At 62.0% G+C, this 12,799-nt stretch carries 14 protein-coding genes; 3 read left to right on the plus strand and 11 right to left on the minus strand.

From position 1 onward, the window contains the following. Positions 1-25 precede the first annotated feature (25 nt). From V1292_RS13975 to V1292_RS13985, 3 genes are all read right to left on the minus strand, one after another. Complete coding sequence (locus V1292_RS13975) at positions 26-730, minus strand: hypothetical protein (protein WP_334373250.1); 705 nt, start codon at positions 728-730, stop codon at positions 26-28. Positions 731-789: 59 nt separating this feature from the next. Continuing rightward, positions 790-1,860 carry an AI-2E family transporter gene (locus V1292_RS13980; protein ID WP_334373252.1) on the minus strand — a complete coding sequence of 357 codons (1,071 nt, stop codon included), beginning with the start codon at positions 1,858-1,860 and terminating at the stop codon, positions 790-792. A gap of 152 nt (positions 1,861-2,012) precedes the next feature. Further along, a complete protein-coding gene (locus V1292_RS13985) occupies positions 2,013-2,474 on the minus strand; it encodes a cupredoxin domain-containing protein (protein WP_334373253.1) in 462 nt (153 codons plus the stop codon). 163 nt (positions 2,475-2,637) lie between these two features. On the opposite strand from V1292_RS13985, the gene V1292_RS13990 reads away from it, so the two are divergent. Further along, complete coding sequence (locus V1292_RS13990) at positions 2,638-3,873, plus strand: MFS transporter (protein ID WP_334373255.1); 1,236 nt, start codon at positions 2,638-2,640, stop codon at positions 3,871-3,873. A gap of 137 nt (positions 3,874-4,010) precedes the next feature. On the opposite strand, the gene V1292_RS13995 is transcribed toward V1292_RS13990, so the two are convergent. From V1292_RS13995 to V1292_RS14005, 3 genes are all read right to left on the minus strand, one after another. Beyond that, entirely contained in the window at positions 4,011-5,354 is a 1,344-nt protein-coding gene (locus V1292_RS13995; protein WP_334373257.1) for a metallohydrolase, read from the minus strand. Then, positions 5,336-7,222, minus strand: a complete 1,887-nt coding sequence (locus tag V1292_RS14000; RefSeq protein ID WP_334373259.1) for a serine protease — start codon at positions 7,220-7,222, stop codon at positions 5,336-5,338. The genes V1292_RS13995 and V1292_RS14000 overlap by 19 nt, the downstream gene beginning before the upstream one ends. Before the next feature lie 230 nt (positions 7,223-7,452). Next, positions 7,453-7,857, minus strand: a complete 405-nt coding sequence (locus tag V1292_RS14005; protein WP_334373260.1) for a DUF4864 domain-containing protein — start codon at positions 7,855-7,857, stop codon at positions 7,453-7,455. Positions 7,858-8,041: 184 nt separating this feature from the next. On the opposite strand from V1292_RS14005, the gene V1292_RS14010 reads away from it, so the two are divergent. Then, positions 8,042-8,320: a DUF1488 family protein gene (locus tag V1292_RS14010; protein ID WP_334373262.1), complete on the plus strand. Its 279-nt coding sequence runs from the start codon at positions 8,042-8,044 to the stop codon at positions 8,318-8,320. Between the two features lie 90 nt (positions 8,321-8,410). Here V1292_RS14010 and V1292_RS14015 read toward each other — a convergent pair whose 3' ends face one another. Then, entirely contained in the window at positions 8,411-9,190 is a 780-nt protein-coding gene (locus tag V1292_RS14015) for a crotonase/enoyl-CoA hydratase family protein (protein ID WP_334373264.1), read from the minus strand. A 42-nt stretch (positions 9,191-9,232) separates the two neighbouring features. Continuing rightward, positions 9,233-9,721, minus strand: a complete 489-nt coding sequence (locus V1292_RS14020; RefSeq protein ID WP_334373265.1) for a tautomerase family protein — start codon at positions 9,719-9,721, stop codon at positions 9,233-9,235. A 117-nt stretch (positions 9,722-9,838) separates the two neighbouring features. On the opposite strand from V1292_RS14020, the gene V1292_RS14025 reads away from it, so the two are divergent. Then, the gene (locus V1292_RS14025) at positions 9,839-10,450 is read left to right on the plus strand and encodes a TetR/AcrR family transcriptional regulator (RefSeq protein WP_334373267.1); all 612 of its coding nucleotides are present in this window, start codon (positions 9,839-9,841) and stop codon (positions 10,448-10,450) included. Positions 10,451-10,471: 21 nt separating this feature from the next. On the opposite strand, the gene V1292_RS14030 is transcribed toward V1292_RS14025, so the two are convergent. The 3 genes from V1292_RS14030 to V1292_RS14040 form a co-directional block, all read right to left on the minus strand. Next, complete coding sequence (locus V1292_RS14030; RefSeq protein ID WP_334373268.1) at positions 10,472-11,353, minus strand: 3-keto-5-aminohexanoate cleavage protein; 882 nt, start codon at positions 11,351-11,353, stop codon at positions 10,472-10,474. A 104-nt stretch (positions 11,354-11,457) separates the two neighbouring features. Further along, positions 11,458-11,838 carry a DUF2846 domain-containing protein gene (locus tag V1292_RS14035; RefSeq protein ID WP_334373269.1) on the minus strand — a complete coding sequence of 127 codons (381 nt, stop codon included), beginning with the start codon at positions 11,836-11,838 and terminating at the stop codon, positions 11,458-11,460. A gap of 263 nt (positions 11,839-12,101) precedes the next feature. Then, entirely contained in the window at positions 12,102-12,650 is a 549-nt protein-coding gene (locus tag V1292_RS14040; RefSeq protein WP_028347208.1) for a cupin domain-containing protein, read from the minus strand. Between the last annotated feature and the right edge of the window lie 149 nt (positions 12,651-12,799).

Consider the following 12,799-nt stretch of genomic DNA (forward strand, 5'->3'; position numbering starts at 1 on the left):
CTACGCGTTCGTGCGGGCCTCGGCACTACCGGCTCAACGACATCCGGTCGATCACCGTGGTGCCGGCGGCGGAGAATAGCCTATCCGTTTGCACGAGTTCGAGCGCCTCCACCGTAAAGCGGCTGAAGCTGGTTGCGCGATAGTGTGCGATCGCGCGAATGAAGGAAGGAGATAACGGGCCCGAAAAGCGGATCAGATTCGCAAAGGCAAGTCTGCGAAACAGAAGATCGCGAAACGCGCCCGGGCCGGCTGTTCCTTTTCGTGTGTAAAAAAGATCCTGGGTCGAGCGCGTCAGCTGTTGTCTGAGCTCCCACAGCGATTCGTCTTCGGGAAACAACTGCAGAAACACGGAATTGGGCGAAACGCCCAGGCCGCGTCCCGTTAAGCCGAAGGGGCGAAGCGATCCGACGCAATGCCGGAGTCGCGCGATCAACTCCGACCGATCGACGTGCTTCATGTCGTCGAAGTTTCGGATCGTCACATGGACGGTGTCGGAGGGGTAGTAGTGATGCGAAGGATGGTGCCGCGCGAGTTCAGCCAGGACTTTGCCGATTCCGGAATTGGGTTGTTGAGGAAGCCGGGCGACCAGGGACAAGTGCACAGCCGCATCCGGGCCCGATGCGGGCAGGATGTGGTGTTCGCGCCGAACCGTGGAGAGGCTCAGGGCTGCCGTGCCCATCAGCCACAGCGATTTGAACCGTAGCCCGTCAAGCGAGTTGCTGGGATTCAAGAGCGCTCTCCGTCCCGCTGGGATTTAGGGCCTCGTCCTACACATTTGCCGTTGCCGGGCTACCGATCGCCTACCCGTTCATCCCGCGACGTCCGCCTGGACGCTGAAAAGATGTCCCAGCTCACCATGAAGATCGCGGCGATCAGTGGGCCGATGACGAAACCGTTGAGGCCGAAGACTTCGATGCCGCCGAGCGTGGAAATCAGCACAACGTAATCCGGCAGCTTGGTATCCTTGCCGACCAGGAATGGACGCAGCACATTGTCCACGAGGCCAATGATCAGCACGCCATAGGCGATCAGCCCGATGCCCTGCCAAACGGCGCCGGTTGCGAGAAAGTAGATCGCGACGGGGAGCCAGACCAACGCGGCTCCGATGGCCGGCAGCAGCGACAGGAACGCCATCAGCACGGCCCACAAAATCGGCGCGTGAACCCCGAGGAACCAGAACGCCAAACCGCCGAGCGCGCCCTGGACAATGGCCACCAGAACCCCACCCTTGACGGTGGCGCGAACTACATCGGCGAACCTGGTGAAGAGCGCTGACTTCTGATCGCCGTGGAGTGGAACAGCCTGCTTGATCAGGTCCGCCACTGCCCTGCCATCGCGCGTCAGGAAAAACAGCAGGTACAACATGATGCCGAGGCTGATCACGAACTCGAAAGTGTTCATTCCGATGGTAAGCGCCTGGGGCGCCAGGACCTGACCGCCCTTCATCAGGTTGGACGACAATGTTTCGCGAAGCCCTGAAAGATTGGTCAGGTTGAACCGCTCCAGCCAACCGGTCGCCCAAGCCGGCAGCGCATCGAAGACACGCTGGATGTAGCCGGCGAAATCATATTCTCCGGACCTGATCTTCTCAAAAAGACTCGTTGCTTCCTGCACCAGGGAGGCCGCAACCATCGCCAGCGGTATGAGTACAATCGCGACGATGAGCAGGACGGTTACCAGGGCCGCCAGGTTCGGCCTGCCGGGCATCGATCGCAGCAGCGCCCGATTCACCGGCGCAAAGATGACGGCTACAATGATCGCCCACAGAACGGCGCCGTAGAACGGCTGCAAAATCCAGGCGAATGCCAGCGTAACGGCAAGCAGCAGGAGCAGAAAGGTCTGATCATCAATCCGTCGCACGGGCGTCTCGTTAGCTCATATCAGCCGCGCCATTGTGCAGACAATGACCCGGCACGCTGTCCATCGCCTTGTATAGAGTCTTCTTTCTCCTTGAGATAAAATCGTCCTCTTCGAGACAAAGTCTTGCTTGACGGGGCTCATTTCACCAGGACTCATTTCACCAGGACCTGGCCGACCATGCCGGCGTCGTGATGGCCCGGGATCAGGCATGAATAGTCGAACGTCCCCACCTTGGTAAATTTCCAGATGATCTCGGCCGATTTCTTCGGCGCCACGCGCGCGCCGTTCGGCTCCTCGTGCTCCATATGCGGGTTGTTCTTCATCTCCTCGGCGTGCCTGAGGTTCTCTTTCGCGGTGGCGAGCAGGAATTCGTGGTCTACCGTGCCGACGTTGCGGATCACGAAGCGGATCTGTTCGCCGCGCTTCACCTCGATCCGCGCCGGCGTGTAGGCCATCTCGCTCATCTCGACCTCGATGGTGCGCGACGATTTCTTGGGATCGCCGGGCTCGCCCGCCGAATAGCTGTGGTGGACGTGCTCCTCATGGCTGTTCGCTGGCCTGGGCAACGCGGCAAGCGCAAGAAGCGTGACGCCGATCGTCATGGTGTTCTTCATCGAATGTTTCCGCATCTTTTGGTCTCAAGGTTTTGCCGGTTTACCCATTGCAATGCGCGAGAATGGCCCGGCGGCCGGTCCCCGCTCTCCCGCAACTGCATGCCCAATATCGCGCCATTGTGGCTTGACCTTAGGCGAATTGCCGCCGAAGTTGCACCCCGCCGTGGTAACTTATTCTGAATTCACCAAGGATTCCGACCTGTTCGTTCCCGATTCACGCCGGGCGTGGATTCGGCTTGCCGTGGCCGTGCTGATCGGCTCGCTCGGCAGCGTCGGCATGTGGTCGGTGGTGGTCGCACTTCCCGTGGTGCAGACGGAATTTGCCGCGAGCCGCGGCACCGCCTCGCTGGCATTTACGCTGGTGATGCTCGGCTTCGGTTCCGGCGGGGTGCTGACCGGCAAGATCACCGATCGCTACGGCATCGTCACCGCGATCGGGCTCGGCATCGGCATTCTCGGCCTCGGCTATGTCGTCGCGGGGATGTCGTCCTCGATCTGGCAATTCATCCTGGTGCATTTCGCGATCGGGTTGTCCTCGTCGGCCACCTTCGGCCCGCTGATGGCGGAGGCCTCGCACTGGTTCGACCGCTATCGGGGGCTCGCGGTCGCGATTGCCGCTAGTGGCAATTACATCGGCGGCACGATCTGGCCGCCGCTGGTGAATTTCGGCATCGAGCAGCTCGGGTGGCGCACCAGTCATATCGCGATCGGCATCTTCACGGCGGTAGCGATGACGCTGGCGCTGATCGGCTTGCGGATGCTGATGGGGGCGGGAGGCCAGCGCGACCATGAGAATGCGCCGCCGCCGCGCGTCGATCTGCGCCTTTCCACCAATGCGCTGACCGCGATCCTGTCGCTCGCCGGGATCGCCTGCTGCGTGGCGATGTCGATGCCGCAGGTTCATATCGTCGCCTATTGTGGCGATCTCGGCTATGGCGTGGCGCGCGGCGCCGAAATGCTGTCGCTGATGCTGGGCTTTGGCATCATCAGCCGGATCGGAAGTGGCTTTCTCGCCGACAAGATCGGCGGCATCCGCACGCTTTTGATCGGGTCGTTCGCGCAGGGCACGGCGCTGTTGTTCTACCTGTTCTTCGACAGCCTGACCTCACTCTATGTTATCTCGGCGATGTTCGGTCTGTTCCAGGGCGGCATCGTGCCGAGTTACGCGATCATCGTGCGCGAGGCGATGCCGGCCTCCGAAGCGGCGACCCGCGTCGGCATCGTGATCTTTGCTTCCGTGTTCGGCATGTCGTTCGGCGGCTGGATCTCGGGCGCGATCTTCGACGCCACCGGCTCCTACGGCGCCGCGTTCGCCAATGGGCTGGCGTGGAACGCGCTCAACATCGGGATCATGGTGCTGCTGCTGATGCGTGCACGCCAGCGGCTGGCGATGGCGTGAGGCAGTCTCAACCCTGCTTATTCGTCCAACGTCTTGGCAATTTCGTCAGCCGGTCGATCGTCAATAGTGCGAAGTTTCTCGTCTGACATGGCACGCATCCTTCCGCTGCTATTTATCGGTCAGTCTGCATTCGTCCCTCACGCCTCGATCTCGACGTCGACAAAGCCCCTGGACTCCTGCAGCATCCGTTCGAGATCGGTGCGCAAGGGCTGCGGTTGTGAAAACGACTTCTTCTCAAACTCGCTGAATTTCGGCACCGCCGACGTCTTCTTGCCGGCCTTCTTGAAGGCGTTGGCGTAATTCCTGGTATTGGAAACCCGCTTGCCGATTTCGGCGAGCAGGTCCGTGCGCGGAATGGTCTCGTAGTTGCCGCGGCGGGTCGAGACGGTCGCCTTTGCACCGGCCTTCGACTTCACCGGCAGGATTGCATCGAGGATGGCGAGCGGCTCGCCCTCGCTGGCGGCCGCCGTCATGCCCCACGGGGTGGCGTTGACGCTACCGTGGTGGCCGATTTTATAGAAGGCGAGCGGGCCCTTCAGCTTCCGCTTGCGCAAATTCCACATTACGTTCCAGGCGCAATTGGCCTTCGTGCCCTCCTTGTAGGCGCCGTCCCATTCGGCGTCGCCGACGAACAACAGCCGCTTGCCTTTCCATTCGATGAGGAGCACGACGCTGGTATTGTTGCAGACCTTGCCGTCGAGGTCGGCGAAGGCGAGCGCAGTGGACAGCATCCGCGAGCGCAGCCGACGGAAATCGGCTGGATCGATATTCGCCGGCGTCGGAACGGCGTCTGGCTGCGGCACTGCGGTCGACGGGTCGGGCAGGCCGGTGTCGATGAAACCCAGCCGCCGCAGCGCCGGATCACCTTCCTTACCGAGATAGTAGAAATCGATGTCCTTTTCCGGCCCGAGCACGCTGACCGTGGCGTCGGTCTTGAGCGGCAAGGCGAGATCGGCGTTCTTCGACTTCGCATGGACGTAGACCGGCTTGATCTTGCTTGCCTGGGGCAGGGTCTCGCGCAGCGTCTTCATTGCGGTCTTGTTGAGCGCTAGCGCCGCGGCAAGCTCCATCAAGGGCGGGCTGAGCGCGAGATTGAGCCTTACCGCCTGCTCCATGGCGTTGGCCGCGAAACTGTGGAGTTTCTTCGCTCGCTTCGCCTCGGGATGATCGAGATCCATCGCCGCGCTCATCCAGATCGCGCCGAACGACAGATCGTCCCAGAGATCCAGGCCGAAGCCGGTCATATGATCCTTGTGCTCGTGGGTCACGACCAAGAGATCGACGTGACGCTTGCCGTCGATTTCAGGCAGCATCGTCTTCAGATTGTCGATGGCGGCAGCAAGATAATCGGTGCTGCTCAGCGTTCCGCAGTCAATCAGGACGTGGAAATCCCTGCCGCTCTTGTGCGCCTTCGGCATCCGGCAATAGATGCAGTCGCCGAGGCCTACGTCGTACAACCGGATCAGAAGCTTATCTGCCATTGCCGATCCCCTGTGCCGTCGTGATCGTGGTCGTCGAGCGAGAAGTGCGGCGCCAGACCGAATCGCAGCTTGCCGTCGACATGCTCGACGGTAAACGGCGGCGTGGCTCGCTCCAGAAGGCCGAGCTCGCTGCCAATCGATTCGCCGATCATGCCTGCCGCGACGCGGGCGGCGATCGTGTCCAGAAGCTCTTTCTTCCGGCGCATGCCTTCGGTCTGCTCGGCGAGCGCCGCCTCCGACGTGCCGACGCTGGCGGTGCCGGGCTTGCGCACCCAGTGGATCAGGTTGCCGTTCTGGTCGAGGACCATGGTGGCGCCGCAGAGCATCGTGGTGCGCTGCCCGGCAAAGCGGCCGAACCTGCTACCTTCAAGCACCAGCTCCTCGCGCCAGAGATATTGCACGATGGTCTGCTGCGGCAGCGGCAGCCCGTCGCGGGTGCGCTTGTTGGCGCGCACGATCTCGGGGACGTCGATGTCGGTGCTGAACGGAATAAACAGCTTGGCGCGATTGTCGTCGAGGAAGCGGTAGGCGCCGCCGCGCGAGGCGGCGATCGATTCCACGGAGTGGAACACGTCGAGGGCCGGCCGTCTGAACACCGGCGCGGGCGCCATCAGCGGCTTGCGGTCCGCCTCTTCGAGAAGGCCGCGCTTGATGAAGCAGTCGATCATCAACTGGCGGTAGCCCGACGGATCGGTCGGATTGGCGACCTGCTCGGCGCGCAGCACGGCCAGCGCGTAGTCCTTGAACGTCACTGCGCAGGGCGGCAGCAGATCGAGCGGCTGGATCGCGAGCATCTGCATGCGGGGGACGGTGTCGGCCAGCGCACGGATGTCGCTCGGCTTCTTGCTGCCGCCCGCCTTCGCGCGCTTGACCTCGTTCTTCTGGTGCTTGGCGAATACTCCCATGAGAATATCGAACATCGCCCCGGTCAGCACCTCCGACAGCGCGTGCGGCTCGAGGTTGCCGGCGAGATCCTGCATCGTATGCTTGTTCAGGCCGGTTCGCAGATACGGGGCGTTCGCGGTCGCCTCGCCGAACTCGCGGGCGAGTCCCGCGAGCAACTGCGCGTTGGTAAGCTCGCCATTGCTTTCCTTCAGCACGACCCTGCGGAAGGCATTATTGCGGAACGCCATCAGAAGTGCAGTGAGGTCGCCCATGAATTCGTGAAACGCCGCTGTCTGGGCGCCGACAGATTCGAAATAATAGGGCCGCAGGCCGTCGAGCACGGCGTGGCCGAACTCGTGGTTCACGATATCGGAGGACAGGCAGGTGTAGACCGTGCCCTTTTCGCTCTCGAACCAGTAGAGCTGCAGCGACTTGCTGCCCCGGTCGTAATAGGCGTTCTCGCCGTAGCCGGCATGCGGCACGATGATTAGCCGGTTGCCTTCGAACGCCCAACTGATGCGGCGGCCGAGGCCGGCGCCGCTCTCGAAGAAGTCGAGCGTGTTCTGGACGATCGCCCAGACGCTCAGTTGATGGTACTGATAGAGCTCCTTGGCATTCTCATCGAGAACCGTCTTGCGGTCGGGCGCCAGATAGCAGTTGTTCCGCGCGTCCCAGATCGCGGGCGGCGTCAGCACGTTTCTGGTCGCGTCGTAGTCGACCACGGCGAAACGCGCGCTGGTCGGGCCATCGCCGAGCCCCGGCTCCCAGGGAGTCGTGAATTCATCATCGATGCCGGCACCCTCGGTATCTGCCGCCACCGCCGGATCCTTGAAGTAGACGCGGACCGGCATGCGAAGGCCGGTTTCCTTGAGTGTGTCGAGCCCCAGATACTGCCGCGCCTGGTACAGATCAATCATCGTGGTGCGCGTCAGTTTGCGCTCCGGCTTCTTGCTCGATGGCGGAATCTTCTTCGTAGTGCCCATGTTATCGGCTCTCTCGCAATAGCCCGGCTGCGACTTGAGTCCTGCCGTCGCAGGGAGCGGTGGCCTGCGCCATTCCAGGCCGAATATGAGCTGCAGGACGAGGTGTCCCTAAAATCGCGGGCGATCTAGCGGCGTCAACCAAAGCGCGTAAAATCTATCAAAGTATATTTGAGCGCGGCACGAATGCAAGGGCCTGTGTGCGGTCACGCGAGGCGCCACGTGGCGCGATGCTATACTGCCTGTCCCGCCTTCAGCAGCGAACATCCGGTGATCTTCAAACTGCCGTCCGGCTGCTGCTCCAGCGTGTAGAGCGCTTCCCAGGCCTCGCCATTGTCGTCGACGATATGGACGCGTTGCGCAATCCGGCCATTGGCTGAACGCGCCTCGCCGAATTCAAAACTCTTGTGGCGATAGACCGGGGCGTAGCCCTGACGGACCATCTGCATGAAGATGTCGGCTTGCGGAAAGATCTGCCTGATCTCGGGCGCGGCATGGGAATAGGCAGCCGCGGCGTCGTCGCGGATGAACGCCTGCTCCTGCGCGCGGATCACGCTCTGGGCGGCGGTGACGTCGTCGGCGAGGGCAGGGGCGCCCAAGCCGATGAGGAATGCGAGAACCAGAACAAGAGCGCGCATGCAAAATGCCCCCGGACTGGTGGTGCTTGCCACGGTGCAGACAGGCGGAAATTTATACCCGCCGGCACGCGGGCGGAAGTACTATTCGCGTAAGCGTCAGGCGAGATGAGGAACAAGCCAAGGCACTTATCGTTTTCTCAATTATCGTTTCTCAAGTATCGTTTCTCTCGGAGAGGAACACCCGATGACACTCGCACGCGGAAACATTGGCGGTTATGAGTTCGACCGCATGGTGCTGCTGTTTTCCATGATGGACGGCCCAAGGGAAATACCCTGCGCGGTCAGCGCCTCCGCGATGGATGCTCTGGAACATGCGTCGCGCACGGCGACCAGCCAGCGCGAAGAACAATTCCTTCGGTTGCGCGACCGCATCGAACAATGCGCGTCGCGCAAGTTCGATGCCGGGGAGTTCGAGGGGACCCCGCCCGGCATCATCCTGCGCAGCATCGATTTTCGCGGCTAGCTCTGCTCCAGGCGATGCCATCGCCGCGATGGCAGGCCGCTTGGCGCGAATGCAAGTCTAGGAACGGCGTGTCATTCGCGCTGTCCGCGCCTACCTGCCCTGAAACACCGCGGCGCGGCGCTCGATGAAGGACTGAATGCCCTCGCGCGCATCGGCGCTGTTGAGCACGCGCTCGCGGATTTTCGGGATGTGGGCGATGGCGGCCGCCTCGCCGTGCTCGACATATTTCAGGGCGGCTTCCTTGGTGACCTGAATGCCGAGCGGCGCATTGCCGGCAATGATCTTGGCGAGCGCCATCGCCCGCTCGATTTGCCGGCCGGCCGGCACGACTTCCTGGACCAGCCCGATCTCGCGGGCGCGCGCTGCGGTGAATTCGTCGCACAGGAACAGATGATACATCGCGTTGCCCCAGCCGGTGCGCGACAGGAAGCGGAAATGCGCGCCGCCGAATGGCGCAATGCCGCGCCTGGATTCCATCTGGCAGAAGCGGGCGTCGTCGGCGGCGACGACGATGTCGCCCGCCAGCATCAGCTCGATGCCGATGGTGAACACGATGCCCTGCACCGCTGACACGATCGGCTTCTTGCAGCGCTTCTGCAGGCCGAATACGTCGACATTGCCCTCCCTGAAATTCCGCTTCTCGGCGTTGGGGCCGAAGAATTTCGGCATGTCGAGACCGGCGGTGAAATCCTTGCCTTCGGCGCAGATGACGCCGACCCAACAGTTCTCGTTGTTGTGAAGCTCCGTCAGCGCGTCCGACAATTGCTCCATCATGGCGGGCGAGAAAGCGTTCTTCTTGGCGGGGTTGTCGATGATGATCTTGAAGATGCGATCGTGGGTCTCGGTGCGGATTGTTCCTTCGGCGCTCATGGTCTTCTCCGTCTCTCAAAATGCAGTGCAAGACGCGCGTGTCTATCGCTCGTATTTGACGGCGAGTGCGGTGCGGATTGCCGCGGCGCGTTCCGGCGAAAAGTGCGATGCGCCATGTTCGAGCAGGTCGAGGAACGACAGCACGCCGCCGCGCGAACCCCAGCTTCCTTCCTCGATGATACGGAAATTGATCCACCAGCCTGGCGAGGGCGTCTTCATCCCGCAGGCATCCGCAAGCGCGGCATGGATGTTGCGGATGACGGTGGCGCGATCCTCGCGCGTCCAGCAGCAGTCCATCACCACGACGTCGAGTACCATCACGTCGCTGGGCTTGTCCGAGAGCAATTCTCCGCCGTGCGCGATCATATCGAGCGGACGCTCGACGAAATGCACTTGATAGCCGCGGCGCGCTTCAGGCGTCAGCTTGCCGACCTCCGGCACGAGGACGGCGTCCGTCAGCGTCTTGGCCAGCACCCGCCGCTGATCGGCGTTCAACCGTCCCTGCGGCGTCATCACATGGATAAACGTCATTGCGCGCTTCCTTCTGCCTTGGCTTTACCGACTATGACGACTGACATAGTCCAGATCGGGCTGGCTATGTCAAGCGTCATATTCTAGGATGAACCATCCAGCCGACGAGGATCTCCGATGACGTCAGATACCCGCGCAAAAATGGTGGCAGGGGCCGCCGACCTGATGAGTCGCCGCGGCGTCAACGCCACCAGCATGCGCGAGGTGGTCCGCCATACCGGCACGCCGCGCGGCTCGATCGGCCATCATTTTCCGCGAGGCAAGCAGCAACTGATCGAGGATGCGGTGGTGTTTGCGGGCAAGCAGGTCAGCGGGCCGCTGGAGCACCTGGTCCAATCGCGCGGCGCCATCGCCGGGCTTCGTGCTTTCATCGCGCTGTGGCGCCAGACGCTGGAGAAGTCGAAATTCCAGGCAGGTTGTCCGGTGCTCGCGGTCGCGGTCGAGCAATATGTCAACGATGCGACGGAGAAGGACGGCGAGCCGGACGAAGCCGCGCAACGGCATCTGCTCGATCTTGCCGATGGCGTGTTTGCCGATTGGCAGCGGATCATGTTCGTGGCACTGCGACGCGAGGGCTTAGCACCGGCACACGCGCGGCGGCTGGCAGCGCTCGTCATCGCGGCGACCGAGGGTACGGTCGCGATGTGCCGCGCCGCGCGCAGCGCCCAGCCGCTTGACGATGTCAGGCAGGAACTTGAGCTGGTGCTGTCGAGCGCGCTGGGGAAGTGAAGCAGACCGGCGCGGCGCAGCTCAGGTGGATGCGGCCAGCGCCTGCCGCATTTCAGCAGGCGTTGCCGGTTCGGCACCGTGCTCGCGCACCAGGCGCACGGCTTCTTCGACCAGTTCGAGATTGGTCGCCGTCGTACCGAGCGGCGCATCCTCGAGGCCGACGCGAATATGACCGCCGCGTGCGATCGCATCGGCAAAGAGCGGGCGGAGATCGGCGCTGACGCCGGCAATCATCCAGGGCGCGCCGGGCGCTTCCTCCTCCAGTAGCGCATGGTAGGCAGCAAGCGCATATGGCTTTGGTGGAAGGCCAACGGCGATCAGATTGCAGAACATCAGGCGATAGATCGGCGCCTTGACGCCGGCCGCGCGCGCCAGCGCTGCGCCGGCACGCAAAAAGCCGGGCTCGTAGATCGCAAAATCGGTATGCAGGCCGTGGCGCGCCGCGAAATCGAGCGCATACCGGATCTGGCATTCCGGATTCATGTAGGTGCCGCCAGGCTGCGTGTCCGCCGTGATTTTTGTCAGGCTCAGATTGACGCTGCCGGGGTCGATAACGGCAAAATCCAGCAGGCCGCGCGCGGCGAGCTCTTCGATGTCGGCAAATCGGTCCTCGACGTCGGCGAGTGGGCTGTCGTCGCTGCCTGTGGTTATGAATGCCGGATAGGAGGGATAGACCGGCACATCGACCTGGTTGCGAATGCCTTCAATGATGCGGGCATAGACCTGCCAGTCGTAGGTCTGCGGGCCGCCGCCATCATAGGCATGGACGTGAACGATGGTAGCGCCGGCGCGCGCGCAGGCGACGCCCTCGGCGACGATGGTTTCAACCGTATCGGGAATACCGGGTTGGAGCGCGCGGCCCCACGAGCCGTTCAACGCTGCCTCGATCCAGACCTTGCGCATGATATTGCCTTCTGAAAGTTCCGCCTTTCTATCTATGTGGCGTGTCCCATAGACCAGCGAACTTTGCGTGAAGGCCGCTATGACCCAAATCGGAAACGACGCTATTACGGCTTCAACTGACTGATGACGGCAGGCCCTTCTGCTGCATCGATTTGATAGAGGGCCGCACCAGAAAAGCCCGCCATAAGGGGGGACGTAGCCCGCATTTGTTGTCCGCTGCTGCCAGCAAGAGCCTGGTTGAGAAGGTTTTGGCCGGGCGCAGCCACCTGCGGTGTACCGATGCCGAAATAGTAGGTTCGTCCACCCTCAATTTCTATTTCGGTTTCATAATCCATGGAGATCGGATTCACGCAGGCTATCCGGTACCGTCCTGGTGGTCTGTCCAAAAAGAAATACAATCCTTTGGCTACCGAACCAACCGACTTGCCATCGATCTTGATTCCCACTTCAGTGCCGACAAGTCCCTTCTCGCGCAGAAAATACAATCTCGCGAGCCGCGTATCCCGCGGCTTGGATTGAGGCTGATTAGATTGAGGCTGAGATTCAAGCGCCGCTTCCGAAACCGTCGAGGATTTGCATCCACCGAACTGAGCAACAAGGCAGAGTAGCAACACCCACGATACAAAACGCCGCATAACAAACCCAATCTACAACGAGCACCGACAAAAACCACAAGTTGTAAACTGGCGCAATGGTAATTTCGCGCGACCATTGCAGCGTTGCAGCGGGCTTGTACGCCCCTTATCGCTCAGAACGTCGGCGGCGTGCAGGCGCTTATCACTTCGCACGGCTTTCCACCGACGCAGCGGAAGCGGTGCGGACGGCGGCTTTCGAAATAATAGGCATCGCCGGGGTCGAGGATGCGGCGCTCGTCGTCGACCGTTACCTCCAGCCGGCCGCTCACTACGATGCCGCCTTCCTCGCCGTCATGGGTCAGCGGCACCCTCCCGGTGTCACTGCCCGGCTCGTAGCGTTCTTTGAGGATCTGCAACGCGCGGCCGAACAGATTGTCACCGACCTGGCGGTATGAGATCGGCTGCTTGCCGATCTCGGTCAGTTCGTCGGAGCGATAGAACGCCTTGCGCGGCCGCTCCGGCTCGATCGCGAAGAATTCGGCGAGCCCCATCGGCAGCCCGTCGAGGATGCGCTTCAGCGCGCCGACGGACGGGTTCATCTGGTTCGATTCGATCAGCGAGATCGTCGAATTGGTCACGCCCGAACGCTTGGCGAGCTCGCGCTGCGACAGCTTGTGGCGGGCCCGGACGAAGCGGAGTCGCCCACCGATATCGACGCTCATCGAAAATCCCTGTTGCAGGTGTTTCGGATCGAACAAATATGCCCTGACCGGGTTAGCAAAATCAATGGGTTGCAGGAGTGCAGAAAAGGACTTGTTGTGGCTTCCCGAGCGTGGCCCGGTGGTCCCTTGAGCTGCCAGCAAAGGAGCTA

The sequence above is a fragment of the Bradyrhizobium sp. AZCC 1719 genome, from assembly GCF_036924525.1.
Classification (GTDB): Bacteria; Pseudomonadota; Alphaproteobacteria; order Rhizobiales; family Xanthobacteraceae; genus Bradyrhizobium.

Coding starts and splice junctions, on each gene's coding strand:
- V1292_RS13985 (WP_334373253.1), bottom strand. CDS start 2,474: ATGAAGAACACCATGACGATCGGCGTCACGCTTCTTGCGCTTGCCGCG.
- V1292_RS13995 (WP_334373257.1), bottom strand. CDS start 5,354: ATGGCAGATAAGCTTCTGATCCGGTTGTACGACGTAGGCCTCGGCGAC.
- V1292_RS14000 (WP_334373259.1), bottom strand. CDS start 7,222: ATGGGCACTACGAAGAAGATTCCGCCATCGAGCAAGAAGCCGGAGCGC.
- V1292_RS14005 (WP_334373260.1), bottom strand. CDS start 7,857: ATGCGCGCTCTTGTTCTGGTTCTCGCATTCCTCATCGGCTTGGGCGCC.
- V1292_RS14010 (WP_334373262.1), top strand. CDS start 8,042: ATGACACTCGCACGCGGAAACATTGGCGGTTATGAGTTCGACCGCATG.
- V1292_RS14015 (WP_334373264.1), bottom strand. CDS start 9,190: ATGAGCGCCGAAGGAACAATCCGCACCGAGACCCACGATCGCATCTTC.
- V1292_RS14020 (WP_334373265.1), bottom strand. CDS start 9,721: ATGACGTTTATCCATGTGATGACGCCGCAGGGACGGTTGAACGCCGAT.
- V1292_RS14025 (WP_334373267.1), top strand. CDS start 9,839: ATGACGTCAGATACCCGCGCAAAAATGGTGGCAGGGGCCGCCGACCTG.
- V1292_RS14030 (WP_334373268.1), bottom strand. CDS start 11,353: ATGCGCAAGGTCTGGATCGAGGCAGCGTTGAACGGCTCGTGGGGCCGC.
- V1292_RS14040 (WP_028347208.1), bottom strand. CDS start 12,650: ATGAGCGTCGATATCGGTGGGCGACTCCGCTTCGTCCGGGCCCGCCAC.